The organism is Pseudomonas hormoni (assembly GCF_018502625.1).
Classification (GTDB): domain Bacteria; phylum Pseudomonadota; class Gammaproteobacteria; order Pseudomonadales; family Pseudomonadaceae; genus Aquipseudomonas; species Aquipseudomonas hormoni.
Genome location: NZ_CP075566.1, coordinates 5375474 through 5401428, shown reverse-complemented (window position 1 = coordinate 5401428; position 25955 = coordinate 5375474). Strand labels below are relative to the sequence as shown.

Genomic DNA, 25955 nt, shown 5'->3' with positions numbered 1-25955 from the left:
GTTATGCGTCGCGCTTGGGCAGGTAGGGCGGCAAATACAGGCCCAGATAGGCGTCGAATACCCGCATGCCTTCTTCGGCCATGCGTGGGGTGATCTGTCCGTGTTGTTGCACCGAGCGCGCATAGACGCGGTCGCCGAGTTCCATGGCCAGGGCAAACACATCGACATCGTTCGGCAGCGTCGGCAGCTCGAAGTGGTGGTCGAAGAGTTTGTGCATCAGGTCGCCGAGTTCAATGTCGTGCTGACGGTCGGCCTGAGTCACCTCAGTCAAACCGTGCTGGGCGAGGATCAACTGGCGGGCGGCGGCGTCTTCGTCGTAGATCTCGAGCATGCGTTGTTCCACCAGCCGCGACAGGTCGCGCCAGCCGTTGAGGGCGCCGTGGTCGATGGGCGCTTGCAGGCAGGCGCGGAAAGCGGCGTGGACGTCGGCGGTCAAGGCCTCAAGCAGGGCGGGGACGCTGGCGAAGAAGTGGTAGACGGAGGAAGGCGGAATCTCCGCGCGTTCGGCGACGCTGTAGATCGACAGGCTGGCCACACCTTCGGCAGCCAGCAGCGTGCGGGCGGCATCGAGTATCGAATCGATCCGGGCCTGGCTGCGGGCGCGGGGTTTGCGTGGCGTGGCGAGTCGGGTCATTTAAGTCTCCTGCGGGGCAGCGGGCATTGTACGCAGAGCGGACAGATGTTCCATATCCCCTGTGGTGCCTACAGTCCCTGTGGCGAGGGAGCTTGCTCCCGCTGGAGGCCGAAGGACTCCCTTTAATCCGAAATGCGGTTCTGTCAGGCACGCCGCATTGACCGGTTTGGGGTCGCTTCGCGACCCAGCGGGAGCAAGCTCCTCGCCACAGGGTTTGATGTCGGCCATAAAAAAACGCCGCAGGCTGTGAGGCCGGCGGCGTTTTTTGACTGCAATCGCTTAAACGGTATGCAGATACCAGTTGTACTCAAGGTCGGAGATGGAGTGTTCGAACTCCTCCAGCTCACTTTCCTTGCAGGCCACGAAGATATCGATGTATTTCGGATCGATGTACTTGGCCATGACTTCGCTGTCGTCCAGCTCGCGCAAGGCATCACGCAGGTTGTTCGGCAGGCTCTGCTCGTTCTGCTCGTAGGAGTTGCCTTCCACGGGAGCGCCCGGCTCGATCTTGTTGGTCAGGCCGTGGTGCACGCCTGCCAGAACCGAAGCCATCAACAGATACGGGTTGGCGTCGGCACCGGCAACGCGGTGCTCGATGCGCACGGCATCGGAAGAACCGGTCGGCACGCGGATCGCCACAGTGCGGTTGTCCAGGCCCCAGCACGGCGAGTTCGGCACGTAGAACTGTGCGCCGAAACGACGGTATGAGTTGACGTTCGGGCAGAGGAAAGCCATCTGCGCCGGCAGGGTCTCGAGCACACCGCCGATCGCGTGACGCAGTGCGGCGTTCTGCTCGGGATCCTCGCTGGCAAAAATGTTTTTGCCATCTTTATCAAGAATCGAAATGTGTACGTGCAGACCGTTGCCCGCCTGGCCCGGGTAAGGCTTGGCCATGAAGGTGGTGTCCATCTCATGGTCGTAGGCGATGTTCTTGATCAGACGCTTGAGCAGGACCGCATAGTCGCAGGCCTTGATCGGGTCGGCCACGTGGTGCAGGTTCACTTCGAACTGCGCCGGGGCACTTTCCTTGACGATGGCGTCGGCAGGGATGCCTTGCTCTTTCGCACCTTCCAGAATGTCCTGGAGGCAGTCGACGTATTCGTCGAGGTCGTCGATCAGGTAAACCTGAGTCGAGTGCGGGCGTTTGCCGGATACCGGCGAGCGTGGCGGTTGCGGACGACCGTTCACGTTCTCCTGGTCGATCAGGTAGAACTCCAGTTCGAACGCGGCGCAGATGGTCAGGCCCATGTCGTCGAACTTGCGCACTACATTGGCCAGCACTTCTCGCGGGTCGGCAAAAAACGGCTGGCCTTCGAGTTCGTGCATGGTCATCAACAGTTGCGCGGTAGGGCGCTTCTGCCAGGGCTCATTGCACAGGGTGTCAGGGATTGGATAGCAGATTCGGTCAGCATCGCCGATGTCCAGGCCCAGGCCGGTGCTTTCCACCGTCGAGCCATTGATATCCAGAGCAAATAGAGAGGCCGGCAGGTTGATGCCTTTCTCGTAAACCTTGTGGAGACTGGTGCGTTCAATGCGCTTGCCGCGCACCACACCATTCATATCCGCAATCAGAAGGTCAACGTACAGAACCTCAGGATGTTCCTTAAGGAACGCGTTCGCTTCGTTAAGCTGAACGGCACGCGGGGGTACCGACATGATGCAACACCTTTGTTGTTAAAAATATCAATCATTGATCTCTTCGGGTTTCAGTCAACCCGAACGGCATGCCGAAGTCAAGCGAGGCCTTTTTTGCCCTAAAAAAGCGCCCGTGAGGCTTTTTTGAGGCACTTTGGGGCGTTTTTATGCCGTTGAGCGCTTTGCCGCCCGCAGGCTTGAGCGGGCCGTGTTGTATTTTTTACGGGGGTGTTGTGTAAAAAAATGAACAAGGCTAAGCTCGATTCAAACCCATAACAGCAATAATACCGGGGTGCTTCATGTCTCGCCTGCCGTTAATCGGCGTCGCCATCTGCTCAAGGCAGATCGGTCTGCATGCTTATCACATCAGTGGCGATCGTTACGTCCACGCCAAGGCCCGTGTTGCCAAAGGCGTGCCGTCGACTCTTGTTTCCCCGGCGAACCGGCTGGCTCCGTCCGATATTCTGGACGGTCTGCACGACATTCTCTTTACGGGTTGTCCTTTCAATATAGAACGGTTTTACCTTGGCAGCCCGACCAACGTGTCGGCCGCTGCTCATGATTCTGCACGCGCTAATCTTCTCTCGCTCCCTCACGCCATTACCCGAGTGGGTAGTTGTGCGCGGCAATTGCAGTGGCAATCTGTATCAAGCGACGCCCACGCGTCAAACAACGCCTGACTTATAAGAGTCAGGAAACTCAGCCTAAGAGGCATTTATGAGTCACAACCTCGACCAGCTCACCGATTGGTTGAAAGACCACAAGATCACAGAAGTCGAATGCATGATCGCCGACTTGACCGGGATCACCCGGGGCAAGATTTCGCCGACCAACAAGTTCATTGCCGAGAAAGGCATGCGCCTGCCCGAGAGCGTTCTGTTGCAGACCGTGACCGGCGACTATGTCGAAGACGACATCTATTACGAACTGCTCGACCCGGCGGACATCGACATGATCTGCCGCCCCGACCAGAACGCGGTGTATGTGGTGCCCTGGTCCATCGAGCCGACCGCTCAGGTGATCCACGACGCTTATGACAAACAAGGCAACCCGATCGAGCTGTCACCGCGCAACGTGCTGAAGAAAGTGTTGAAACTCTATGCCGACAGAGGCTGGCAGCCGATCGTGGCGCCGGAAATGGAGTTTTACCTGACCAAGCGCAGCGACGACCCGGACTACCCGTTGCAACCGCCGATTGGCCGTTCCGGGCGCCCGGAAACCGGCCGTCAGTCGTTCTCGATCGAAGCGGCGAACGAATTCGATCCGCTGTTCGAAGACGTCTACGACTGGTGCGAACTGCAGGAACTTGACCTCGACACGCTGATCCACGAGGACGGCACGGCGCAGATGGAAATCAACTTCCGTCACGGTGATGCCCTGTCCCTGGCCGACCAGATCCTGATCTTCAAGCGCACCATGCGCGAAGCCGCGCTCAAGCACAACGTGGCGGCGACCTTCATGGCCAAGCCCATGACTGGCGAGCCGGGCAGTGCGATGCACTTGCACCAGAGCATCATCTGCATGGAAACCGGCAAGAACGTCTTCTCCAATGAAGACGGGACCATGAGCCAGTTGTTCCTGAACCACATCGGTGGCCTGCAGAAACTGATCCCCGAGCTGTTGCCGCTGTTCGCGCCCAACGTGAACTCGTTCCGCCGCTTCCTGCCGGACACTTCGGCACCTGTGAACGTGGAGTGGGGCGAAGAGAACCGCACCGTGGGCCTGCGGGTTCCGGATGCGGGGCCACAAAACCGTCGGGTGGAAAACCGCCTGCCGGGCGCCGACGCCAACCCGTACCTGGCGATTGCCGCGAGCCTGCTCTGCGGTTACATCGGCATGGTCGAAGGCCTGAACCCGAGTGCGCCAGTGGTAGGGCGTGGCTATGAACGCCGCAACCTGCGCCTGCCCCTGACCATCGAAGACGCGCTGGAACGCATGGAAAACAGCGCGACTGTCGAGAAATACCTGGGCAAGAAATTCATCACTGGCTACGTCGCGGTCAAGCGGGCCGAGCATGAAAACTTCAAGCGCGTGATCAGTTCGTGGGAGCGGGAATTCCTGCTCTTCGCCGTCTGATGCGCCGGGCGCCGCTGCACTTGGCGGCGCCCTTTACTGGAATCTTAGGAGAATTCGCATGACCAGCAACAACCCGCAAACCCGTGAATGGCAAACCCTGAGCAACGATCACCACCTGGCCCCGTTCAGCGATTTCAAGCAGCTGAAAGAGAAAGGCCCGCGGATCATCACCAACGCCAAGGGCGTTTACCTGTGGGACAGCGAAGGCAACAAGATCCTCGACGGCATGGCCGGCCTGTGGTGCGTAGCGATCGGCTACGGTCGCGATGAACTGGCCGATGCCGCCAGCAAACAAATGCGCGAACTGCCTTACTACAACCTGTTCTTCCAGACCGCTCACCCGCCGGTGCTTGAGCTGGCCAAGGCCATCGCCGACATCGCACCGGAAGGCATGAACCACGTGTTCTTCACCGGTTCCGGTTCCGAAGGCAACGACACCATGCTGCGCATGGTCCGCCACTACTGGGCGATCAAGGGCCAGCCGAAGAAGAAAGTCATCATCAGCCGCAAGAACGGCTATCACGGTTCCACCGTGGCCGGCGCGAGCCTGGGTGGCATGACCTATATGCACGAACAAGGCGACTTGCCGATCCCGGGCATCGTCCACATCGCCCAGCCGTACTGGTTCAGCGAAGGCGGCGACATGACACCGGAAGAGTTTGGTGTGTGGGCGGCCAATCAGCTGGAAGAGAAGATTCTGGAAATCGGCGTGGACAACGTCGGTGCCTTTATTGCCGAGCCGATCCAGGGTGCCGGCGGCGTGATCATTCCGCCAGAGACCTACTGGCCGCGCATCAAGGAAATCCTCGCCAAGTACGACATCCTGTTCGTGGCGGACGAAGTGATCTGTGGTTTCGGCCGCACCGGTGAGTGGTTCGGTACCGATTTCTACGACCTCAAACCCGACATGATGACCATCGCCAAAGGCCTGACGTCCGGCTACATCCCGATGGGTGGCCTGATCGTGCGTGACGAAGTGGTGGCGGTGCTCAATGAAGGCGGCGACTTCAACCACGGTTTCACCTACTCCGGTCACCCGGTGGCGGCGGCGGTGGCGCTGGAAAACATCCGCATCCTGCGCGAAGAGAAAATTATCGAGCGCGTCCACGCAGAAACGGCACCCTATTTGCAAAAGCGTCTACGGGAACTGAACGATCACCCGTTGGTGGGGGAAGTTCGTGGGGTGGGTCTGCTGGGGGCCATCGAACTGGTTCAGGACAAGGCCACGCGTAAACGTTACGAAGGCAAGGGCGTCGGCATGATCTGCCGCACGTTCTGCTTCGACAACGGCCTGATCATGCGCGCCGTGGGGGATACCATGATCATCGCTCCGCCGCTGGTGATTACCAAGGCTGAAATCGATGAGCTGGTGACCAAGGCACGCAAGTGTCTGGACCTGACCCTGAGTGCGTTGCAGGGCTAAGTGCTAGGCTCTGAGCGGGAGTCATGAAACTTTCGCTCGGAGCAGTCAGAAAGGTTGGCCTTTTCTTGAAAGACCGCCTCGGATCTTGCCAGACTAGCCGCGGTTCCAGTTGTCCGGGTTCGGCCGCTGAACAAAGTGGTTCAAAAAAGAAAAATTTGGAGCATTACGCATGAAGGCATTAGGAAAAAAGCTTGCTGGCAAGACACTCCTCGCCATGTCCCTGATGGGCATAATGGCGGGTGCGGTTCAGGCGGACGACAAGGTGTTGCACGTCTATAACTGGTCCGATTACATCGCTCCTGACACCATCAAGAAGTTCGAAACCGAGTCCGGCATCAAAGTCGTCTACGACGTTTTCGACAGTAACGAAACCCTGGAAGCCAAGTTGCTGGCAGGCAAGTCCGGCTACGACATCGTCGTGCCGTCGAACAACTTCCTGGCCAAGCAGATCAAGGCCGGCGTTTACCAGAAGCTGGACAAGTCCAAGCTGCCTAACTGGAAGAACCTGAACACTGACCTGCTCAAAGCGGTATCGGTGAGCGACCCGGGCAACGAACACGCCTTCCCGTACATGTGGGGTTCGATCGGTATCGGCTTCAACGCCGAGAAGGTCAAGGCTGCACTGGGTGCCGATGCGCCAACCAATTCCTGGGACCTGCTCTTCAAACCTGAGAACGCGGCGAAGTTGAAATCGTGCGGTATCAGTTTCCTGGATTCGCCAACCGAGATGATTCCGGTGGCACTGCATTACCTGGGCTATCCAACCGACAGCCAGGACAAAAAACAACTGGCCGAAGCCGAAGCACTGTTCCTGAAGATTCGTCCTTCGGTGGGCTACTTCCACTCGTCCAAGTACATCTCCGACCTGGCGAACGGCAACATCTGCGTAGCCGTCGGTTATTCGGGTGACATCTACCAGGCCAAGTCCCGCGCGGCTGAAGCCGGTGACAAGGTGAAAGTCAGCTACAACATTCCGAAAGAAGGTGCCGGCAGCTTCTATGACATGGTCGCCATCCCTAAAGATGCCGAAAACGTCGAAGGCGCCTACAAGTTCATGACCTTCCTGCAGAAGCCGGAAATCATGGCTGAAATCACCAACGCCGTGCGCTTCCCGAACGGTAACGCGGCCGCCACCCCATTGGTCGAAAAAGAAATCACCGATGATCCAGGCATCTACCCGCCAGCGGACGTGCTGGCCAAGCTGTACGCGATCGCCGACTTGCCGGCCGCGACCCAGCGGATCCTGACTCGCAGCTGGACCAAGATCAAATCGGGTAAATAAGCCGGTTTGAGGCAACAACCTGTTGTCGTCGCCTGCGCGGTGACGGCAACAGGTGTAATTAAATGACAGAAAGTTTTGCTGGAACGGTTTTTCGAGGGTAAGTTGCGCGCCGGTTTTGTTGCTGGGCAGCTACGACTGTCATGTAACGCGGGGCAACTTGGGCCCAACTAATTTTAGAGGACCTCCACTTGCCTATTTCTTCTTTGCTGCGCAATGCCTTGCTGGTTGGCGCCGGGCTGACATTCGCTGTCAGTGCCCAGGCCGCCGGCACCGTGCATATTTATAACTGGTCGGATTACATCGGCGAGACCACCCTGGCCGACTTCCAGAAAGAGACCGGCATCAAGCCGGTTTATGACGTGTTCGACTCCAACGAAACCCTGGAAGGCAAGTTGCTCGCCGGGCGTACCGGGTATGACGTGGTCGTGCCGTCCAACCACTTCCTTGGCAAGCAGATCAAGGCCGGTGCGTTTCAGAAACTCGACAAGTCGAAGTTGCCGAACTACTCGAACCTCGACCCTGTATTGCTCAAGCGTCTGGAGCAGAACGATCCGGGCAACCTGTACGCCGTACCGTACCTGTGGGGCACCAACGGCATCGGTTACAACGTCGACAAGATCAAGGCTGTGCTGGGTGTCGACAAGATCGATTCCTGGGCTGCGGTGTTCGAACCGGAGAACATCAAGAAGCTGCACAGTTGCGGCGTGGCGTTCCTCGATTCCGCCGATGAAATGATGCCGACGGTCCTCAATTACATGGGCCTGAACGCCAACAGCACCAACCCCGAAGACTACAAAAAGGCCGAAGCCAAGTTGCTCGCGGTGCGGCCTTATGTGACTTACTTTCACTCCTCCAAATACATCGCCGACCTGGCCAACGGCGATATCTGTATCGCCATCGGTTTCTCCGGCGACATGTTCCAGGCCCGCAACCGTGCGGCTGAAGCGAAGAAAGGCGTGAACATCGCCTACTCGATTCCAAAGGAAGGCGGTGCGCTGTGGTTCGACATGCTGGCGATTCCAAAGGACTCGGCCAACGTCAAAGAAGCCCACGCCTTCATCAACTATTTGCTGAAACCTGAGGTGATCGCCCAGGTCAGTGATTACGTCGGCTACGCCAACCCTAATCCGGGGTCGGACACACTGATGGAACAGTCCATTCGCACCGACGAAGCGGTATATCCACCGCAAGCAGTCCTCGACAAGACCTACGTGTCGATCGAGTTACCACCAAACATTCAACGTTTGATGACCCGCAGCTGGACCAAGGTCAAGTCGGGCAAATAGCTTCAAGGCTCAAACTATCCAAGGTTGGCTCACCTTGAGCGAACTGCACTCTTTTTTTTTGGGAGTTTCGTAAATGGCAGTTGCCTCCGGCGCCTATAAGAAAGCCCTCGAGGGCGACCAGTCACCTAAACAGGTGCTGGTCAAAATCGACCGGGTCACGAAGAAGTTCGACGAGACGATTGCCGTGGACGATGTGTCCCTGGAAATCAAGAAAGGCGAGATTTTTGCCCTGCTCGGCGGTTCGGGATCGGGCAAATCCACCTTGCTGCGCATGCTCGCAGGCTTCGAACGGCCCACGGAGGGGCGCATTTTCCTCGATGGCGTAGACATCACCGACATGCCGCCGTACGAGCGGCCGATCAACATGATGTTCCAGTCCTACGCCTTGTTCCCGCACATGACCGTGGCGCAGAACATCGCCTTCGGCCTTAAGCAGGACAAGCTTCCCGCTGCTGAAGTTGATGCCCGCGTGGCCGACATGCTCAAGCTGGTACAGATGAGTCAGTACGCCAAACGCAAACCGCATCAGTTGTCCGGTGGTCAGCGTCAGCGTGTGGCGTTGGCGCGTTCGCTGGCCAAGCGGCCGAAGCTGTTGCTGCTCGACGAACCGATGGGGGCGCTGGACAAGAAACTGCGCTCGCAAATGCAGCTGGAGCTGGTCGAGATCATCGAGCGCGTCGGCGTAACCTGCGTCATGGTGACCCACGATCAGGAAGAGGCCATGACCATGGCCGAACGCATCGCGATCATGCACCTGGGCTGGATCGCCCAGATCGGCAGCCCGATCGACATCTACGAAACCCCGACCAGTCGCCTGGTCTGCGAGTTCATCGGCAACGTCAACATCTTCGACGGTGAAGTGATCGACGACGCCGAAGGCCACGCCACCATCACCTGCAAGGACCTGGACCGTCAGATCTACGTGGGCCACGGCATCAGCACCTCGGTGCAGGACAAGTCCGTAACCTACGCGATCCGTCCGGAAAAACTGCTGGTGACTCCGACCATGCCGACCTGCGAATACAACTGGTCCAGCGGCAAGGTGCATGACATCGCCTACCTCGGCGGTCACTCGGTGTTCTACGTCGAGCTGCCGAGCGGCAAGATCGTCCAGTCGTTTGTCGCCAACGCCGAGCGCCGCGGTCAGCGCCCAACCTGGGGTGACCAGGTTTACGTGTGGTGGGAAGACGACAGCGGCGTGGTGCTTCGCTCATGAACATGCGCAAATTCAAACGCCGCCTCAACCGAATAATTCCCGGTGGCCGCCAGCTGGTCATCGGGGTTCCGTTCATCTGGCTGTTCCTGTTCTTCATGCTGCCGTTCTTCATCGTCCTGAAGATCAGCTTCGCCGAAGCCGACGTGGCCATTCCGCCGTACACCGAGATCTACAGCTTCATCGACCAGAAGCTCCAGGTGCTGCTTAACCTGGGCAACTACGCGATGCTCGGCGACGATGAGTTGTACATCGCCGCCTACCTTGGCTCGCTGAAGATGGCGCTGATCAGCACCATCCTCTGCCTGCTGATCGGCTACCCGATGGCCTACGCCATCGCCAGTGCCCGCAAAGAGCTGCAAACGGTGCTGGTGTTGCTGATCATGATGCCGACCTGGACCGCGATCCTGATCCGCGTCTATGCGTGGATGGGCATCCTCAGCAACAACGGCCTGCTCAACGGTTTCCTGATGACCATGGGCTGGATCGACGAACCGCTGCAGATCCTCAACACCAACCTGGCGGTTTATATCGGCGTGGTTTATTCGTACCTGCCGTTCATGATCCTGCCGCTCTACGCCAACCTGGTGAAGCACGACAACAGCTTGCTGGAAGCCGCATCCGACCTGGGTTCGAGCACCTTCAACAGCTTCTGGAAGATCACCATTCCGCTGTCCAAGAACGGCATCATCGCCGGCTGCATGCTGGTGTTCATTCCGGTGGTGGGCGAGTTCGTGATTCCGGAACTGCTCGGCGGTCCGGAGACGCTGATGATCGGTAAAGTGCTGTGGCAAGAATTCTTCAACAACCGTGACTGGCCGGTGGCCTCTGCCCTGGCGGTAGTGATGCTGGCGATCCTGATTGTGCCGATCATCCTGTTTAACCGTAGCCAGGCCAAAGAAATGGAGGGCAAAGAATGAAGCGCTTCCGTTTCTCGAGTTTCATGCTGATAGCAGGTTTGCTGTTTATCTACGCGCCGATGCTGATTCTGGTGATCTACTCCTTCAACGCCTCGAAATTGGTGACGGTGTGGGGCGGCTGGTCGATCAAGTGGTACGTCGGGCTGATGGACAACACCCAACTGATGGGCTCGGTGGTGCGCTCGCTGGAAATCGCCTGCTACACGGCGGTGGCGGCGGTGGCGCTGGGCACGTTGGCGGCGTTCGTCCTGACCCGTATTACCCACTTCAAGGGCCGCACACTGTTCGGTGGCCTGGTCACCGCGCCGCTGGTGATGCCCGAAGTGATTACCGGTCTGTCGCTGTTGCTGCTGTTCGTGGCCATGGCGCAGATGATCGGCTGGCCACAGGAACGCGGCATCGTCACCATCTGGATCGCCCACACGACGTTCTGTGCGGCGTATGTGGCGGTGGTGGTGTCGGCGCGCTTGCGTGAGCTGGACCTGTCCATCGAAGAGGCGGCCATGGACCTTGGCGCGCGGCCGTGGAAGGTGTTCTTTCTGATCACCATCCCGATGATCGCGCCATCGTTGGGTGCGGGCGGCATGATGTCGTTCGCCCTGTCGCTGGATGACCTGGTGCTGGCGAGCTTCGTGTCGGGGCCGGGTTCCACGACTCTGCCGATGGAGGTGTTCTCGGCGGTGCGTCTGGGCGTGAAGCCCGAGATCAACGCCGTGGCCAGTCTGATTCTGCTGGCGGTGTCGCTGATGACCTTCCTGGTCTGGTTCTTCAGCCGTCGTGCCGAAGAAGCGCGCAAGCGTGCGATTCAGCAGGCCATCGAAGAAAGCGCTGCCGACTCCTGGAAGCAACCGGACGTGCGTCGCGCGCAGCAGGCGCCGGAAGCGGCTTGAAGCGTTGGCCACAATTACGTGGTCAACCCCGATCCGATGTGGGAGCGAGCCTGCTCGCGATGGCGGTGTGTCAGACGACGAAAATGTTGACTGACACACCCTCATCGCGAGCAGGCTCGCTCCCACATTTGCTTTAGGAAACCCAAGGCGATTTGCGGATGATCTCGACGAAGTTCATCGGCTTGAACCCTGGCTCGCTGTCCACCAGCACGTCCGCATTCACCGTACCGAACGTGGTATCCGGCTTGTGTTTGAAACCGTTGGCGAATGCACACAGGATGCACTCCTTGAACCCTTCACCCCGTGGATGGGCATGCACCACCGCTTCGCGTTGCACGGTAGGGAACGCCGCGTAGTCGATACCCAGCACGTCCATTTCAACCCCCGCGGTCACCAGCGCCACGTTCGGACGCAGGTGTTGTGGCACGCCCGGTGTGGTGTGCAGGGCAATCGACAACCACACTTGCTCGATGTCGTCGTCACTCAACCCGTAGGGCTTGAGGAACGCTTTGGCGGCGTTGGCGCTATCGACTTCGAAGCGTTCGTCGTCCGTGCGATGGCCTTCCACCAGACCCAGGTCATGGAACATGGCGCCGACATATAATAGCTCGGGGTTGTAGGCCAGTTGCTTGCGTTCACCGCTCAACGCACCGAACAGAAACACCCGGCGCGAGTGGTGGTAAAGCAAATCGGATTCGACGTCGCGAATGTAGTCCGTGGTGGCCCGGGCCAACGCGCTGTCAGGGATTTTGATACCGGCGATGGTGCTGCTCATGGTGCTGTCCTCGTGGGGAACGCCGTGGCGGCGCTGATGGAACAAGTCTGTTCCGGCAGCCAAAACCGGACAATCGATCCATGGCTGCGATCCTTGCCAATGAGCATGTATATCGCGCCAGCCTCGCTTGTTGGGTGCGGATTGGCTAAGTTTGCTGCCAGCGAGAGAGCTTTTGTGGCGAGGGAGCTTGCTCCCGCTGGGTCGCGAAGCGGCCCCAAAGAAACTGCAGCCGAATTCTGTCAGGCACATCGCATCCGACGGTTTTGCGACTGCTGCGCAGTCGAGCGGGAGCAAGCTCCCTCGCCACAGGTAAGCGTGATCCACAGAGGCGTTTTGAACCATGAGTAAAACCGTTGCCATCGTGGTCTTCGCCGGCGTCCAGTCCCTGGACGTCACCGGCCCCATGGATGTGTTTTCCGAGGCCAATCGTTTCCTGGCACCGGAGGATCACTATCGGCTGGAGGTGATCGGCGTGGAGCGCGGGATGATGCCGTGCTCCAACGGTTTGGCGCTCAATGCCCATCGCCATTTCAGCGAGGCGCTGGACGCGTACGACTTGTTGCTGGTGGCTGGAGGGCCGCAGTTGCCGTTCATGGATTTCGGCGCAGCCTTCGATGCCTGGCTGCGGGATGCCAGCGCACTGGCGCAACGCTTCGGCTCGATCTGCAATGGCGCGTTCATGCTCGCCCGCGCCGGGTTACTCGAGGGGCGAACGGTGACGACTCATTGGGGCGATGCAGCGGCGCTCGCGGCGTTGTGTCCTTCGACTCAGGTCGAGGCTGATCGCCTGTACGTGCAGGACGGCGAGCTGTACACCTCGGCCGGCGTCACCGCGGGAATCGATTTGTCGTTGTACCTGTTGGCCCGGGATCACGGACCGGAAGTCGCGCTGAGTGTGGCCAAGCGGCTGGTGGTGTTCACCCAGCGTTCGGGCGGGCAGTCACAGTTCAGCCCATTCCTCACGCCCCATGCCGAACCGACGTCGGCGGTGGCGATGGTTCAGCACTACGTGCTGGCCAACCTGACCGGCGACCTGACCATTGCCGACCTGGCCAACGCGGCCAACATGAGCGCTCGCAACTTTTCCCGGGTGTTTGCCAAAGAGGCGAAAGTCACCCCGGCGGAATTTGTCGAGCGGGCAAGGGTGGATGCGGCGCGGGTGATGCTGGAAAGCACTGGGGCACCGCTGAAAACCGTGGCGTACCAGTGCGGATTTCGCGATGCCCAGCATATGCGCAGCGTGTTCAATCGCCGGTTGGGGGTGACACCGCAGCAGTTCAGGTTGAATTTTGCGGCGATGGTTTGAGCCATGAATAGGCGTTGTTCTTGCGGGCCTCATCGCTAGCAGGCTAGCTCCCACAATGGATCTGCGTGCACAGGACCACTGTGGGAGCTAGCCTGCTAGCGATGAGGCCAGTCCAGCCAATACAAATCTACTGAGCACTGCGCGCCGGCAACAGCTTCAACGTACTCCGCGTATTCGCCGTGACTTCCTCATCATTAAGATGCGCCTGGAAGTACACCCCTTCGACATACGCCTCAGCCTGATCTTCATAATGCCGGTCAAACGGCACACCACTTTGACCTACCGGGTTCACGGTCAGGCTGTGCGCCGGGTCGGCGAAATCGATCAGGCGCCGGGTCGATGGCCCGTAAGTGACTGGCCATGGCGCCGGCCCGATTTTGGCCGAGAGATTGTTCGGCACTTCATGGGTACCGGGCGCCGCGAACGGCCCGACATTGAAAATCCGGTCCAGCGGCTTCTGCTGCCCCAGCGGATGACCATGGGTCAGCGTGTGCGCCTTGCCCCACTGCCATTGCGCGAAATCCGCGCCCAGCGTGGTCTTGAGGTGCGCGATGCTCGCTTGCCACGCCACCTTCACCGTATCGCCACGGGTTTCCTTGCCGAGGGTGTTGCGGTTGTCCCACCACGGCGAGTCGGCGTTCGCCGCCAGACGCGGCAGCGCGGCATCGATCACCCGGGTCGAGAGCAGCGTTTCAAAAAAGTCATTGCCCAGTTCATCGTGCATCGATGCGTCCGCGAGGTTGAACAGGAACTGGTTGAACAGCGTGGCGCTGGTGGAATCCAGCGGGTAGTCACCTTTCCACTGAGCCAGTTGCTCCACCAGTTTGAGTTCGGCGGGATCGCTCACCCCTTCACGCAGCACCGGCAACAACGGCGCCAGCAAGCGCGAGCCGTAGGCCGTGGTGGTGCCCAGTTGCAGCTTCTGGCTGGTCTCCAGATCCCATTTGACGGTTTTGTCGCCGAGCTGGCGATTGAGCTGCTGACCCCGATCCGCGAGGTTGTAGTAACCGGGAATCTCCATGCCGGTCGACGACACGGGCTGGAAGTTGGCCGAGACAATGTAGCCCCGCGCCGGGTTCTCTTCCTGCGGGTTGGCGCTGAACGGGTAGAAGCCGTCCTTGTCCGCTTCGGCGCTGCTGCCGTCGAGGATGAACCACGGCCGCACACCCGCGGGGCGTTTCGGCAACTGCGCCGCCGCCCACCAGCCGATGTCGCCCTTGGCATTGGCCCACACGATGTTCAGGCCCGGAGCCTGGACCTTGGCGGCGGCACTGCGCGCCTTGGCCAGGGTGTCGGCGCGATTGAGTTGGTAGAAGCCTTCAAGGATCGGATTCTGGCTTTCGAGAAAACCCCACCACATGGCGATTGGCGTTTTGCCGACGCTGTTGCCCAGCGCATCGTTGACGATCGGCCCGTGGGGCGACTGGCGCAGCACCAAGGTCACTGGCGCCTGGCCCTTGACCGCGATCTGCTGCTCGCTGGTGACCATGTCCACCCATTTGCCGCGATACCAGACCTGATTGGGGTTGTCAGGATTGACCTTCTCGGCGATCAGGTCGAGGTCGTCGTTCTGGAACATGGTGATGCTCCAGCCGAAGTCTCGGTTCATTCCCAGCGAGGCGAACGGCATCAACGCCTGATAGTGACCGTAGAGTTCGAAGCCCGGCGCCGAGAGCTGCGCTTCGTACCACACCGACGGCGCGGAAAAGCGGATATGCGGGTCACCCGCCAGCAGCGGCTTGCCGCTTTTGGTGCGGTTGCCGGAGACCACCCAGGCGTTGCTGCCCTCGAACTGCGGCAAGCCGTTGTCGGCCAGTGCTTGCTCGCTCAGGCGGGCGAGGGCGTTGAGGTCTTTCCAGTCGGCGCTGGCGAGGGTCGGCATGGCGCTGCCGGGGTTTTTCGCCAGCACACCTTTGGGCTGCCAGTCGAGCTCGAAGACGTTCAGGTAGTCGGCACCCAGCTGGTCACGCACGTAAGTCAGCAAGGGTTCGGTGCGAAACGCCGCGGCAAAACTGTAGGCCATGTAACCGGCGATGCTGATGGTGTCCTGAGCGGTGAACGGGCGTTTCGAAATGCCCAGTGCATCGAACTCGGCGGGTTTCGGATGGCTGTCCTGATACTGGTTGATGCCATCCAGATAGGCCTGCATGGCAATGAATGAAGGGGACTGTTTGTCCAGATTGGCGAGGTAGGTTTCGGCGCGTTCGCGAATGCGCAGGCTGCGCATCAATTTGTCGGTGTCGAGCAGTTTCGGGCCCAGCACTTCGGCCAGTTCACCGCGGGCGAGGCGACGCAGGACTTCCATCTGAAACAGCCGGTCCTGGGCGTGCACGTAGCCGAGGGCGCGGTACAGGTCGGTTTCGTTTTCGGCGCGGATGTGCGGGATGCCTCGCTCGTCGTACCGGACGGTGACGGAGCCTTGCAGGTGTTGCAGTTCAACCATGCCCTGGCGTGTCGGCTGCTTGCTGTAGACGTACCAGCCGGCGCCTGCGGCGAGCACGACAATCAGCAGGACGAGCGCAGTCAGGAGACGTTTCATGGTGATTCCTTGTTCTTGTTATGAGTGGCAGCAATTCCCTGGCGTCACTGTTTAACACGGCCTGCCGAATCGGCCCATCACCCGTAGGAGGGATTCTTGTTGCCTGATCTGTCGCTACTTCGTTGTATCGACAGGCCACGGGCAGTAACACCCCACGGCCAGAGTGTGCGTGGCATTCACCTCGCGGCCGGCGTTCAACGCTTGCAGGATCGGCTCGATAAAGCTGTTGCTCGAATTGCAGGTCAGGCCCTCGCTGTAAGGGCCGAAGTAGGCGAGTTTGCCACTGCGATCCCAGATCGCCACGGCCGGGCTGGCCGGGATCTGTTCCGAGCCTGGGAGGACGGTGATGGTTTTCAGGCTGCTCAAGGTGCTGGGCAACTGGCCGTGGCTGCCGGGCTTTTGTACCGCATAAAATTCGACGCCCTGCGCAGCGTACTGCTCGACCAGTTCGCTCAGGTGTTGCTGATTGCCGACGTTGCACGGGCAGGCCGGGTCCCAGAAATGCACGAGGCGGATCGCGCCGGGGCCGGCGAGGTGGTCGGGCAGGCGCAACGGGTCGCCGGAAAATACCGCGGTGTGCTCGCTGAACGCGCGCAGATAGCGTCCCTGAAACCAGTCGTAAGCCGCCCACAACACACCGGCACACACGAGGGCGATCAGGCTGGCAAGCAGTGGGGTGCGGTAGGGCGAACGCATGGGTGTCGATCCTCGAAGGTCGCCCAGCTTGCCATGCTTGCCGCGACAGATGAATATCGCAGGCTTATAAAGTCCGCTTCGTGCTCTGGAATCGCCCATGTCCGCCACTTTCGACCCTGATCATCTGCGTGCCGGCCTGCGGCCTTTGGCCGAGTGGCAGCCGCTGTCCGTGGAGGCGCTGGCGTACCGGCGGTTCTACGGCCTGGATTTTCCGGGGCGTCAGTTGCGCAGTGGCCTGGGGCGTTTCGAGGTGGACGGTTATGAGCTGGTCAGCCAGCTCTGGTGGCCGGAACGGGCGAAGGCGACGTTGTTTGTGTTTCACGGTTTCTACGATCACACCGGGCTTTACCGGCATGTGATCGAGTGGGCCCTGGATCAGGGGTTTGCGGTGATCGCCTGCGACTTGCCGGGGCACGGTCTGTCCAGCGGCGAACGGGCGAGCATCAAGGATTTCGCCGAATATCAGGACACGCTGCAAGGGCTGTTTGCCGAGGCGCAATCCCTCGATCTGCCACAGCCGTGGCACCTGTGCGGGCAGAGTACCGGTGGCGCCATCGTGATCGACCATGTGCTGAATGAAGGCGCTAGCAGCCCGGCCCAGGGCCAGGTGATTTTGTTGTCGCCATTGGTGAGGCCGCGGGCCTGGGGGTGGTCGCAGCTCAGTTATTACCTGCTCAAGCCTTTCGTCAAAGCCATCGCCCGGCGCTTCAGCGAGAACTCCAACGACCCGGATTTCCTGCCGTTCCTGCAAGCCGACCCGTTGCAGCCGCTGCGGCTGCCGACGGCCTGGGTTGGCGCGCTGGCGCGGTGGATCAAGCGCATCGAAGCCGCTCCGGGCAGCATGCGGCAGCCGTTGATCGTGCAAGGGCAGGCGGACATGACGGTGGATTGGGAGCACAACCTTGAGGTGTTGAAAGCCAAGTTCGATCGGCCGCAGGTGTTGATGCTGCCTGAGGCTCGGCATCATTTGGCGAATGAGACAGTGGCGTTGCGCGGGGAGTATTTCGGGTTTTTGAGCAAGCGGATCAAAGGCCGGAATCTTTAGTGATTGTTCCGGCCCCTTCGCGGGCAAGCCTCGCTCCTACAGGGTTCACGCATGACCTGTAGGAGCGAGGCTTGCCCGCGAAAGCGTCCTCTCAGACGCTGAGCATTACTGGGTCAAATTCGAAGGATCCTGCCCCACCGCCAACCCCGCCCGAATCGCCGCAAGCGCCGCCTGGTAATAAGCCTTGCCTTCGGCCGACTCGGCAAACGTAGCAAACTCCTCAAGCTCGTTATCCGTCAGGTCGCGATAGACATACAACAGCGTGTTGTTCAGGTCGCTGCCGATCTGATCCATCAAGCGCTGACGCTGGCCGTTCAACAGACCTTGCGCCTGACCGCCGCCGAGCAGGCCGGGGATCATCGAACTCAAGCTGTCGGCCGCGACGCCGGCAATCGCCAGGCTGACTTCCGCCCCGGCCTCACGCGCGGGCAAGGCCTGGGCGAGGTGACCGATGATCAGCGTGCGGCTGTCGCTGGCCTGAATCTTCGGCAGGCCCTTGGCGTTCTTCGCCAACTGATCACGACGGGTCGCCAGCAGCTCGGCGGCCACGATTTTCTGGCCCAGCGGCGACTGGAAGAAGGCCAGTGCAGGCTTCGGATCAGCGAGGGTTTTGCGCAATTGCGCTTCGGCGCGCTGGTCCACGGCCTGCGGGGCAAAGCGCTGATTGCTGTTGTTCACCAGCGCCTGAAACACGGCGGGCGGCAGGCTTTTCTGGTAACGCTGCTGAGCGGCGGAGAGGGCATCGCTGAAATGCGCGCGTTGTTCTGGCCAGCCGGCGACCTTGTACAACTGGTCGTGGCCGTCTGCCCAGGCGGGCAAAACGCAGAACATCATCAGGGAAAAAAGCAAACGGCGCATAGGGACTCCTGTCAGCAGGCGACTATTCTCCGTGTGGCATACAGACTTGTCGAGAATTCGTATCAAGCCGCTGTGCGGCTCTGTCGGATTTTCGGGCACAGGAATACTATGCGCGCCATGCAAATATCCTCTGATCACCCGCTGCTGTTACGTATCGTCGACGACCTGGCTGAACGCGGCTGGTCGCAGCAGAATATTTTCCTGCCTTTGGGTCTGACCCAAGAACTGGCGGCTGAGTGCCGTAAACGTGCCGCCGAGGGTGAACTGGCCCCGGCCGCAGTGGGCCGCGGGCCGACATCGGAGATTCGCGAGGGGATTCGCGGCGACAAGATCCAGTGGATCGAGCCCGGTCAGGCGTTGGCATGCGACAGCTATCTGCAGTTGATGGACAGCCTGCGCGAGGCCATGAATCGCGGTTTGTATCTGGGCCTGGAAGATTTCGAAAGCCATTTTGCGATGTACCCGCCCGGTGCTTTCTACCTCAAGCATGTCGACCGCTTTCGCGATGACGACCGACGCATGGTCTCGGCGGTGGTCTACCTCAACGACGGTTGGTTGCCGGCGCACGGCGGTCAGTTGCGCATGTACCTGAAGGATGGCGTCGAACACGATGTGGTGCCTACCGGCGGATGCCTGGTGGTGTTCCTGTCGGGCGAGGTGCCCCACGAAGTCCTGCCCGCGACCCGTGATCGCCTGTCATTGACCGGCTGGTTCCGGCGCCGTGGCAACGAGCCTTTCTGATCATGCAGAAAATCCTGGTAAGTCGCTGCCTGCTCGGCCACCGCGTGCGTTACGACGGCGGAGCCAGCGGGCCGTTCGATCAGCTTCAGCAGTGGCTCGACGAAGGCCGCGTCGTGCCGTTGTGCCCTGAGGTCGCCGGCGGGTTGCCGACGCCTCGGGCGGCGGCAGAGATTCCGGGCGGGCAGGGTAGTGACGTGCTGGAGGGGCAGGCGGCGGTAATTACCACCGAAGGCGAGGATGTCAGTGCGCAGTTTCTTTCTGGCGCTTATCAGGCACTGGAGCTGGTAGAAAAACACGGCATCCGCATCGCCGTGCTCAAGGCCAACAGCCCGTCTTGCGGGAATTTGCTGACCTATGACGGGACGTTCAGCGGAGTGAAGGTCAGTGGTGAAGGTGTCACCGCTGCGTTGCTCAAGCGCCATGGCGTGCAAGTGTTCAGCGAGCTGGAACTGCCTGAAGCGGCGGCAGCGTTGGTCGCGCAAGAGTGAAGCCCTGCACAAACCCTGTGGGAGCGAGACCGGCTTGCCGGCGATAGCGGTTTGTCAGTCGATATCTCTATCGGCTGACAGGGCCCCATCGCGAGCAGGCTCGCTCCCACAGGGTTATTCATCAGCCTGAGATCAGGGTTTCGGTTCTACGCTCGCATCCGCCCCAAACCATTTCTTCTCCAGCGCCGCCATCCGCCCATCCGCCTTGATCCGCTGCAAGGCGCTTTCCAGGCTGGCGTGGAACGCCGGATTACCCTTCTGAAACGGAATCGCCAGGCTCACAGCCGGGGCGGTTTTCGGTTTTTCTTCCGTCAGCGACTGCACAAGCAGGATCGAACGCGGCTCTTCTTTCTGCGCGATCAATTGCGAATTGGTGTGAATGTAAGGTTCGCTGAAGTCGAAACGATCCTTGAGTTCCGGGGTCACTGCTATGTGGTTGATGGCGACGTCGTACTTGCCGCTTTCGACGCCGGCCAACAGATCGCTGGAGTCGGTGACGACAAAGTCGGCCCGCACATCCAGTTCATTGGCCAGCAGTTGGCCCAGTTCGACTTCGAAGCCCGAGAGTTGGCCGTCGTCCTTGAAATTGAAGGGCGGTGTATTAGCCTCAAGGGCAATGCGCAATTCGCCGCGGTCGTTTACATCGTCAATCAGTTCGGCATGAGCCAAAGGGCTCAGAAGGGGTAGCAGGCAGATCAGGCCAGGCAGAAAGCGCATGGTCACTCCTTTGAATACATTTATCGCGATGCGCTGGTTCAGGCTCGCTTTGCTATGGTTGTCGAGAGCCTTCGACAACGAATGGCCGTGAAGTTGTCATGGTCGTGCGGATTTTATGAAAAAACTGGAGAAGAGAATGAAAACCTTTATGTCACGTGCTGCGTTGGCGGGCCTGCTGATGGGCGTTTCGGTGCTGGCCAGTGCGGCTACGCCGGCACCCAAGGGCGCTGAAGTGTCCATTGTTTCTCCTAAAGATGGTGGGACTGTCCCGCAAACTTTCAAAATCAAATTCGCTGTTGAGAACGTTGCGTTGGCGCCAGCGGGCGATGCCACCAAGAATACTGGCCACCACCATTTGCTGGTCGATGCCAAGGACGTAGTTGCAGCAGGGGCCGTCATCCCGGCAGATGCCAATCACGTTCATTTCGGCAAGGCGCAGACAGAAGCCGAGCTGACGCTGACACCTGGCAAGCACACCTTGCAGTTGGAGTTGGGCGACAAGAACCACATGGCCTTCGATCCGCCGATCGTCTCCGAGAAGATCACCGTCAACGTTAAGTAACGTTAGTAGCGCCCATGAAAAAGGAGACCCGAGGGTCTCCTTTTTTTGTCGCTCAAGTTGCGATCAGAACAACACGCGGCAACGAATGGTGCCGTTGATGTGCTGCAGCTTCTCTTGCGCCAGGTCCGAGTACTCGGCGTCGACGTCGATTACCACGTAGCCGACTTTCTCGTTGGTCTGCAGGAACTGACCGGAAATGTTGATGCCGTTTTCGGCGAAGACCTTGTTGATCTCGCTCATCACACCCGGAATGTTCTCGTGGATGTGCAGCAGACGGTGCTTTCCAGGGTGAGCCGGCAGGGCCACTTCCGGGAAGTTCACGGACGATACCGAAGTACCGTTGTCGCTGTACTTGACCAGTTTTTCCGCCACTTCCAGACCGATGTTGGCTTGCGCCTCGGCGGTGGAACCACCGATGTGCGGGGTCAGGATCACGTTGTCCAGGCCACGCAGCGGGCTTTCGAACTCTTCGTCGTTGGAGCGTGGCTCCACCGGGAACACGTCGATGGCCGCGCCGATCAGGTGCTTGTCCTTGATCGCGTCCGCCAGGGCTTGCAGTTCGACCACGGTGCCGCGCGCGGCGTTGATCAGGATGCCGCCCTTCTTGATGGCGCGGATTTCCTTCTCGCCGATCATCCACTGGGTCGCAGCGGTTTCCGGAACGTGCAAAGTGACGATGTCGGACATGCCCAGCAGCTCGTGCAGGTTGCCGACCTGGGTTGCGTTGCCCAGTGGCAGCTTGGTCACGGTGTCGTAGAAGTACACCTGCATGCCCAGGCCTTCAGCCAGAACCGACAATTGCGTACCGATCGAGCCGTAACCGACGATGCCCAGCTTCTTGCCACGGATTTCGAAGGAGTTGGCCGCGCTCTTGATCCAGCCGCCACGGTGGCAGGAAGCGTTCTTCTCAGGGATGCCGCGCAGCAACAGGATCGCTTCGGCCAGCACCAGCTCGGCAACGGAGCGGGTGTTGGAGTACGGAGCGTTGAACACCGCGATGCCGCGTTCGCGGGCAGCGTTCAGGTCAACCTGGTTGGTGCCGATGCAGAAACACCCTACAGCCACGAGCTTCTTCGCGTGATCGAAGATCTCTTCGGTCAGTTGAGTGCGGGAGCGAATGCCGATGAAGTGAGCATCAGCGATCTTTTCCTTCAGCTGGGCTTCCGGCAGAGAACCAGTGAGGTACTCGATGCTGGTGTAGCCCGCCGACTTGAGAACGTCGACAGCCGATTGGTGGACGCCTTCGAGAAGAAGGAACTTGATCTTGCTCTTATCGAGAGAAGTCTTGCTCATCTGCGTAAACCCTGTATCCCGGAGAAAAATGGCAGGAAATGGAGCAGCCTGGAGCTGACCCGGACGGCAAGTAAGCCGTCGCCGCAGAACAGCCTTTCGGCACTACCCTGCGGGGTCGGTATGCTAGCATAGGCGCCCCGCTAAACACTCATTCCTGCGACGTGAAGCGTTCTCAGGATGACCATGAATTGTTCGAGAGTTCTGTCGATGACCATTCCTGCGCTGATTGATGAGCTGAAGACCCTGGTTGAGCCTGGCAAGGTGCTGACCGATGCCGACTCCCTGAATGCTTACGGCAAGGATTGGACCAAGCATTTCGCGCCGGCCCCGACGGCCATCGTGTTTCCCAAGACCACCGAACAGGTCCAGGCCATCGTCCTTTGGGCCAATAAACACAAGGTGGCGCTGGTGCCATCCGGCGGGCGAACCGGGCTTTCCGCCGCCGCCGTGGCTGCGAATGGCGAAGTGGTGGTGTCCTTCGACTACATGAACCAGATTCTCGACGTGAACCTGACCGACCGCACCGCCGTGTGCCAGCCGGGTGTGGTCACCGAACACTTGCAGAACGTCGCTGAAGAAAAAGGCTTGTACTACCCGGTGGATTTCGCTTCCGCGGGTTCGAGTCAGATTGGCGGCAATATCGGCACCAATGCCGGCGGGATCAAGGTGATTCGCTACGGCATGACCCGCAACTGGGTCGCCGGCATGAAAGTGGTCACCGGCAAAGGCGACGTGCTGGAACTGAACCGCGACCTGATCAAGAACGCCACTGGCTACGACCTGCGTCAGCTGTTCATCGGCGCGGAAGGCACCCTCGGTTTTGTGGTCGAAGCGACCATGCGTCTGGACCGTGCCCCGAAGAACCTCACTGCGATGGTCCTCGGCACCGCTGATTTCGACTCGATCATGCCGGTGCTGCACGCGTTCCAGAGCAAGCTCGACCTGACAGCCTTCGAATTCTTCTCCGACAAAGCCCTGGCCAAAGTCATGGGGCGCGGCGACGTGCCGGCGCCGTTCGAAACCGATTGCCCGTTCTACGCGCTGCTGGAATTCGAAGCGACCACCATCGATGTGGCCAACCACGCCCTGGAAACCTTCGAGCACTGCGTCGAGCAGGGCTGGGTGCTGGACGGCGTGATGAGCCAGAGCGAAACCCAGCTGCAGAACCTCTGGAAGCTGCGCGAATACATCTCCGAAACCATTTCCCACTGGACGCCGTACAAAAACGACATTTCGGTCACCGTGTCGAAAGTACCGGCGTTCCTCAAGGAAATCGACGCGATCGTCGGCGAACACTACCCGGATTTCGAAATCGTCTGGTTCGGTCATATCGGCGATGGCAACCTGCACTTGAACATCCTCAAGCCGGATAGCCTGAGCAAGGACGAGTTCTTCGCCAAGTGCGCGACCGTCAACAAGTGGGTGTTCGAAACCGTCGAGAAGTACAACGGTTCGATTTCCGCCGAACACGGCGTGGGCATGACCAAGCGGGATTACTTGACCTACAGTCGTTCGCCGGTTGAGATCGAGTACATGAAAGCCGTCAAAGCGGTGTTCGACCCGAACGGCATCATGAACCCGGGCAAGATTTTCGCTGTTTGACGTTTGAATTTAAGAGCTACGAACCAGGAGTCGGTAATGAGCTATCAGCACCAGTATGTCGACGGTACGCGTATTCATTTCCCGCTGGGAAAAGTGGTGTGCATCGGCCGTAACTACGCCGAACACGCCAAGGAACTGGACAACCCGGTGCCAACGGAGCCCCTGCTGTTCATCAAGCCCGGCAGTTGCGTTGTGCCGCTGGAAGGTGGTTTCAGCATTCCGACCGAGCGTGGCTCGGTGCATTACGAAGCGGAAATCGCTGTGTTGATCGGCAAGCCTTTGTCGACCAAACCGAGTCGTGAAGAAGTGCTCGACGCAATCTCCGGCTTCGCGCCGGCGCTGGACCTGACCTTGCGTGACAAGCAGGCTGAGTTGAAGTCCAAGGGCCTGCCATGGGAAATCGCCAAGTCCTTCGACGGCGCGGCAGTGATTGCGCCGTTCGTGTCCGGCAGCACCTTTGCTGACCTGACTGACATCGGCATTCGCCTGACCATCAACGGCGAAGTCCGCCAGGATGGCAACAGCAGCGCGATGCTTAACCCGATCGTGCCGATGATCCAGCACATGGCTGGCTGCTTCTCGCTGCAGGCGGGTGATGTGATCCTGACCGGCACGCCGGTTGGCGTTGGACCGTTGAATGTTGGTGATGAGCTGGTACTGGAATTGCCAGGCGCCAGCAGCTTTACCAGCAGCGTCCGCTAATCGCAACACCGCCTAACCCTGTGGGAGCGAGCCTGCTCGCGATGAGGGCATAACATTCAACATCCATGTTGAATGTTGCGCCGCTATCGCGAGCAGGCTCGCTCCCACAGTGGTTTTTGGCGGCCTCAGTTCAGCACTCATGCAGGGCAATCCCGCCATTTGCCGTTTTTTTCACATCTTGTCTGGATAATTCCAGGGTTTCTGGCGTCTGAGCCGGTCCCAATTGTGCTATTACCCTTAGCCTGAATTTCTGGAACGCATCCTTGATGGCCACCCAACCACTGCCCACGCTTAAAACTGCCCGTCGCCCGCGCTTTTTCATGCGCTGGTATTACTGGCTGTTGCTGGCCGTGGCCGCCGCGTATGGCCTCGCGTTTGCGATGCATTGGGATGACCGCGGTGTGCTCTGGGTGCTGGAGCGTTTCGAAAGCCCGGCCGAACGCCAGGAAAGTATCTGGCTGCCGGATTACCGCGCTGTGATCGATGCCAAGCCAATGCCGGGGATGGAAAAGGACGAAGCGTCCGACCTGGCCTACAACCCTGAAACCAAAACCCTGTTCTCGGTGATGGGCAAGAACCCGTTCCTGGTCGAGCTGACCTTGCAGGGCGACGTGCTGCGCAAAATGCCGCTGGTGGGCTGGAGCAATCCGGAAGGGGTGACGGTCATGGGCAACGGTCTGCTGGCGATTGTTGATGAGCGCGAGCACGTGCTCACCATCGTCAAGGTCGATGCCGATACCCGCGAGCTGAACATCGCCAACTTCTCGAAGTACGACCTTGGTCCTTCGAAAGACCAGAACAAAGCGTTTGAATCGGTCGTCTGGGATGCGCGCAACCAGCAAATGCTGCTGGGTGAGGAGCGTCCGCCGGCGCTGTTCACCTGGAAAAGCGCCGACGGCCTGACGCTCACCGGCGACAAGCAGAAACTGGCCAATGACGACCTGGACATCCGCAACCTGTCGGCCCTGGCCATTGACCCGCGCACCCGACACACGCTGGTATTGTCCGCCGACTCCCATCTGTTGCTGGAGCTGGACGAGAAGGGCGAGCAGGTGAGTTTCATGACCTTGCTGGGCGGCTTCAATGGTCTGAAAAAGACCATTCCCCGTTCCGAAGGTGTGACCATGGACGATGCTGGCACGCTGTACATGGTGAGCGAGCCGAACCTGTTCTATCGTTTCGAAAAGCAGCACTGATCTGTGTCTTGATCCGCGATCTTGTAGGAAACGCGACGCTCAGTTGTAGGCCCCGGCTAATGGCCATTAAGCTTCA

General features: G+C 59.6%; 24 protein-coding genes. 16 read left to right on the top strand and 8 right to left on the bottom strand.

The genetic code is table 11. From position 1 onward, the window contains the following. Window position 1: 1 nt before the first annotated feature. Together KJF94_RS25140 and KJF94_RS25135 are read right to left on the bottom strand one after the other, a co-directional pair. Window positions 2-634 (bottom strand): TetR/AcrR family transcriptional regulator, encoded by a 633-nt coding sequence (locus tag KJF94_RS25140; protein WP_214379632.1) that lies wholly within the window; start codon window positions 632-634, stop codon window positions 2-4. A 279-nt stretch (window positions 635-913) separates the two neighbouring features. Further along, window positions 914-2290 (bottom strand): glutamine synthetase family protein, encoded by a 1377-nt coding sequence (locus KJF94_RS25135; protein ID WP_214379630.1) that lies wholly within the window; start codon window positions 2288-2290, stop codon window positions 914-916. A 278-nt stretch (window positions 2291-2568) separates the two neighbouring features. Between KJF94_RS25135 and KJF94_RS25130 the strand changes: the two genes are divergently transcribed. From KJF94_RS25130 to KJF94_RS25095, 8 genes are all read left to right on the top strand, one after another. Continuing rightward, complete coding sequence (locus KJF94_RS25130; protein ID WP_214379628.1) at window positions 2569-2949, top strand: gamma-glutamyl-gamma-aminobutyrate hydrolase family protein; 381 nt, start codon at window positions 2569-2571, stop codon at window positions 2947-2949. 37 nt (window positions 2950-2986) lie between these two features. Beyond that, window positions 2987-4345: a glutamine synthetase family protein gene (locus tag KJF94_RS25125; protein WP_214379626.1), complete on the top strand. Its 1359-nt coding sequence runs from the start codon at window positions 2987-2989 to the stop codon at window positions 4343-4345. Between the two features lie 58 nt (window positions 4346-4403). Beyond that, window positions 4404-5768 carry an aspartate aminotransferase family protein gene (locus KJF94_RS25120; protein ID WP_214379624.1) on the top strand — a complete coding sequence of 455 codons (1365 nt, stop codon included), beginning with the start codon at window positions 4404-4406 and terminating at the stop codon, window positions 5766-5768. Between the two features lie 169 nt (window positions 5769-5937). Then, entirely contained in the window at window positions 5938-7050 is a 1113-nt protein-coding gene (locus KJF94_RS25115; protein ID WP_214379622.1) for a polyamine ABC transporter substrate-binding protein, read from the top strand. 188 nt (window positions 7051-7238) lie between these two features. Then, window positions 7239-8336: a polyamine ABC transporter substrate-binding protein gene (locus tag KJF94_RS25110; protein WP_031319171.1), complete on the top strand. Its 1098-nt coding sequence runs from the start codon at window positions 7239-7241 to the stop codon at window positions 8334-8336. A gap of 73 nt (window positions 8337-8409) precedes the next feature. After that, window positions 8410-9552, top strand: a complete 1143-nt coding sequence (locus KJF94_RS25105; RefSeq protein ID WP_214379620.1) for an ABC transporter ATP-binding protein — start codon at window positions 8410-8412, stop codon at window positions 9550-9552. A 35-nt stretch (window positions 9553-9587) separates the two neighbouring features. After that, a complete protein-coding gene (locus KJF94_RS25100; protein ID WP_214384954.1) occupies window positions 9588-10469 on the top strand; it encodes an ABC transporter permease subunit in 882 nt (293 codons plus the stop codon). Then, window positions 10466-11359 (top strand): ABC transporter permease subunit, encoded by an 894-nt coding sequence (locus tag KJF94_RS25095; protein WP_010466694.1) that lies wholly within the window; start codon window positions 10466-10468, stop codon window positions 11357-11359. Before KJF94_RS25100 ends, KJF94_RS25095 begins: the two co-directional genes overlap by 4 nt. A 133-nt stretch (window positions 11360-11492) precedes the next feature. Here KJF94_RS25095 and KJF94_RS25090 read toward each other — a convergent pair whose 3' ends face one another. Beyond that, complete coding sequence (locus KJF94_RS25090; protein ID WP_214379618.1) at window positions 11493-12134, bottom strand: HD domain-containing protein; 642 nt, start codon at window positions 12132-12134, stop codon at window positions 11493-11495. 340 nt (window positions 12135-12474) lie between these two features. Here KJF94_RS25090 and KJF94_RS25085 point away from each other — a divergent pair, with 340 nt between their 5' ends. Next, entirely contained in the window at window positions 12475-13440 is a 966-nt protein-coding gene (locus KJF94_RS25085; RefSeq protein ID WP_214379616.1) for a GlxA family transcriptional regulator, read from the top strand. A gap of 127 nt (window positions 13441-13567) precedes the next feature. On the opposite strand, the gene KJF94_RS25080 is transcribed toward KJF94_RS25085, so the two are convergent. Together KJF94_RS25080 and KJF94_RS25075 are read right to left on the bottom strand one after the other, a co-directional pair. Beyond that, window positions 13568-15979: a penicillin acylase family protein gene (locus KJF94_RS25080; RefSeq protein ID WP_214379614.1), complete on the bottom strand. Its 2412-nt coding sequence runs from the start codon at window positions 15977-15979 to the stop codon at window positions 13568-13570. Window positions 15980-16093: 114 nt separating this feature from the next. Next, entirely contained in the window at window positions 16094-16675 is a 582-nt protein-coding gene (locus tag KJF94_RS25075) for a DUF6436 domain-containing protein (protein WP_214379612.1), read from the bottom strand. A gap of 97 nt (window positions 16676-16772) precedes the next feature. Here KJF94_RS25075 and bipL point away from each other — a divergent pair, with 97 nt between their 5' ends. Further along, window positions 16773-17720, top strand: a complete 948-nt coding sequence (bipL, locus tag KJF94_RS25070; protein ID WP_214379610.1) for a phospholipase BipL — start codon at window positions 16773-16775, stop codon at window positions 17718-17720. A 105-nt stretch (window positions 17721-17825) separates the two neighbouring features. Here bipL and KJF94_RS25065 read toward each other — a convergent pair whose 3' ends face one another. After that, window positions 17826-18578 (bottom strand): DUF2059 domain-containing protein, encoded by a 753-nt coding sequence (locus KJF94_RS25065; RefSeq protein WP_214379608.1) that lies wholly within the window; start codon window positions 18576-18578, stop codon window positions 17826-17828. Between the two features lie 108 nt (window positions 18579-18686). On the opposite strand from KJF94_RS25065, the gene KJF94_RS25060 reads away from it, so the two are divergent. Both KJF94_RS25060 and KJF94_RS25055 read left to right on the top strand, forming a co-directional pair. Further along, on the top strand, window positions 18687-19319 hold the full coding sequence (locus KJF94_RS25060; RefSeq protein WP_214379606.1) for a 2OG-Fe(II) oxygenase: 633 nt from the start codon (window positions 18687-18689) through the stop codon (window positions 19317-19319). A gap of 2 nt (window positions 19320-19321) precedes the next feature. Then, window positions 19322-19807 carry a 2-thiouracil desulfurase family protein gene (locus tag KJF94_RS25055; RefSeq protein ID WP_214379604.1) on the top strand — a complete coding sequence of 162 codons (486 nt, stop codon included), beginning with the start codon at window positions 19322-19324 and terminating at the stop codon, window positions 19805-19807. A gap of 132 nt (window positions 19808-19939) precedes the next feature. On the opposite strand, the gene KJF94_RS25050 is transcribed toward KJF94_RS25055, so the two are convergent. Then, window positions 19940-20524, bottom strand: a complete 585-nt coding sequence (locus KJF94_RS25050; protein WP_214379602.1) for a transporter substrate-binding domain-containing protein — start codon at window positions 20522-20524, stop codon at window positions 19940-19942. Window positions 20525-20660: 136 nt separating this feature from the next. Between KJF94_RS25050 and KJF94_RS25045 the strand changes: the two genes are divergently transcribed. Then, entirely contained in the window at window positions 20661-21086 is a 426-nt protein-coding gene (locus tag KJF94_RS25045; protein WP_214379600.1) for a DUF4399 domain-containing protein, read from the top strand. A gap of 63 nt (window positions 21087-21149) precedes the next feature. On the opposite strand, the gene serA is transcribed toward KJF94_RS25045, so the two are convergent. Further along, on the bottom strand, window positions 21150-22379 hold the full coding sequence (gene serA / locus KJF94_RS25040) for a phosphoglycerate dehydrogenase (RefSeq protein ID WP_084320376.1): 1230 nt from the start codon (window positions 22377-22379) through the stop codon (window positions 21150-21152). Between the two features lie 207 nt (window positions 22380-22586). On the opposite strand from serA, the gene KJF94_RS25035 reads away from it, so the two are divergent. The 3 genes from KJF94_RS25035 to KJF94_RS25025 all read left to right on the top strand — a co-directional run bounded on the left by KJF94_RS25035 (window position 22587) and on the right by KJF94_RS25025 (window position 25879). Further along, complete coding sequence (locus KJF94_RS25035) at window positions 22587-23981, top strand: FAD-binding oxidoreductase (protein ID WP_214384953.1); 1395 nt, start codon at window positions 22587-22589, stop codon at window positions 23979-23981. A gap of 36 nt (window positions 23982-24017) precedes the next feature. Next, window positions 24018-24683 carry a fumarylacetoacetate hydrolase family protein gene (locus KJF94_RS25030; RefSeq protein WP_149416311.1) on the top strand — a complete coding sequence of 222 codons (666 nt, stop codon included), beginning with the start codon at window positions 24018-24020 and terminating at the stop codon, window positions 24681-24683. Window positions 24684-24949: 266 nt separating this feature from the next. After that, entirely contained in the window at window positions 24950-25879 is a 930-nt protein-coding gene (locus KJF94_RS25025; protein WP_214379598.1) for an SdiA-regulated domain-containing protein, read from the top strand. Window positions 25880-25955 lie beyond the last annotated feature (76 nt).

Excerpts from the sequence above, each read along its gene's own strand:
- KJF94_RS25095 (WP_010466694.1), top strand. The coding sequence starts at position 10,466 with ATGAAGCGCTTCCGTTTCTCGAGTTTCATGCTGATAGCAGGTTTGCTG.
- KJF94_RS25140 (WP_214379632.1), bottom strand. The coding sequence starts at position 634 with ATGACCCGACTCGCCACGCCACGCAAACCCCGCGCCCGCAGCCAGGCC.
- KJF94_RS25085 (WP_214379616.1), top strand. The coding sequence starts at position 12,475 with ATGAGTAAAACCGTTGCCATCGTGGTCTTCGCCGGCGTCCAGTCCCTG.
- serA (WP_084320376.1), bottom strand. The coding sequence starts at position 22,379 with ATGAGCAAGACTTCTCTCGATAAGAGCAAGATCAAGTTCCTTCTTCTC.
- KJF94_RS25060 (WP_214379606.1), top strand. The coding sequence starts at position 18,687 with ATGCGCGCCATGCAAATATCCTCTGATCACCCGCTGCTGTTACGTATC.
- KJF94_RS25045 (WP_214379600.1), top strand. The coding sequence starts at position 20,661 with ATGAAAACCTTTATGTCACGTGCTGCGTTGGCGGGCCTGCTGATGGGC.
- KJF94_RS25125 (WP_214379626.1), top strand. The coding sequence starts at position 2,987 with ATGAGTCACAACCTCGACCAGCTCACCGATTGGTTGAAAGACCACAAG.
- KJF94_RS25115 (WP_214379622.1), top strand. The coding sequence starts at position 5,938 with ATGAAGGCATTAGGAAAAAAGCTTGCTGGCAAGACACTCCTCGCCATG.
- KJF94_RS25120 (WP_214379624.1), top strand. The coding sequence starts at position 4,404 with ATGACCAGCAACAACCCGCAAACCCGTGAATGGCAAACCCTGAGCAAC.
- KJF94_RS25135 (WP_214379630.1), bottom strand. The coding sequence starts at position 2,290 with ATGTCGGTACCCCCGCGTGCCGTTCAGCTTAACGAAGCGAACGCGTTC.
- KJF94_RS25030 (WP_149416311.1), top strand. The coding sequence starts at position 24,018 with ATGAGCTATCAGCACCAGTATGTCGACGGTACGCGTATTCATTTCCCG.
- KJF94_RS25055 (WP_214379604.1), top strand. The coding sequence starts at position 19,322 with ATGCAGAAAATCCTGGTAAGTCGCTGCCTGCTCGGCCACCGCGTGCGT.
- KJF94_RS25065 (WP_214379608.1), bottom strand. The coding sequence starts at position 18,578 with ATGCGCCGTTTGCTTTTTTCCCTGATGATGTTCTGCGTTTTGCCCGCC.
- KJF94_RS25130 (WP_214379628.1), top strand. The coding sequence starts at position 2,569 with ATGTCTCGCCTGCCGTTAATCGGCGTCGCCATCTGCTCAAGGCAGATC.
- KJF94_RS25080 (WP_214379614.1), bottom strand. The coding sequence starts at position 15,979 with ATGAAACGTCTCCTGACTGCGCTCGTCCTGCTGATTGTCGTGCTCGCC.
- KJF94_RS25105 (WP_214379620.1), top strand. The coding sequence starts at position 8,410 with ATGGCAGTTGCCTCCGGCGCCTATAAGAAAGCCCTCGAGGGCGACCAG.
- KJF94_RS25050 (WP_214379602.1), bottom strand. The coding sequence starts at position 20,524 with ATGCGCTTTCTGCCTGGCCTGATCTGCCTGCTACCCCTTCTGAGCCCT.
- KJF94_RS25035 (WP_214384953.1), top strand. The coding sequence starts at position 22,587 with ATGACCATTCCTGCGCTGATTGATGAGCTGAAGACCCTGGTTGAGCCT.
- bipL (WP_214379610.1), top strand. The coding sequence starts at position 16,773 with ATGTCCGCCACTTTCGACCCTGATCATCTGCGTGCCGGCCTGCGGCCT.
- KJF94_RS25090 (WP_214379618.1), bottom strand. The coding sequence starts at position 12,134 with ATGAGCAGCACCATCGCCGGTATCAAAATCCCTGACAGCGCGTTGGCC.
- KJF94_RS25025 (WP_214379598.1), top strand. The coding sequence starts at position 24,950 with ATGGCCACCCAACCACTGCCCACGCTTAAAACTGCCCGTCGCCCGCGC.
- KJF94_RS25075 (WP_214379612.1), bottom strand. The coding sequence starts at position 16,675 with ATGCGTTCGCCCTACCGCACCCCACTGCTTGCCAGCCTGATCGCCCTC.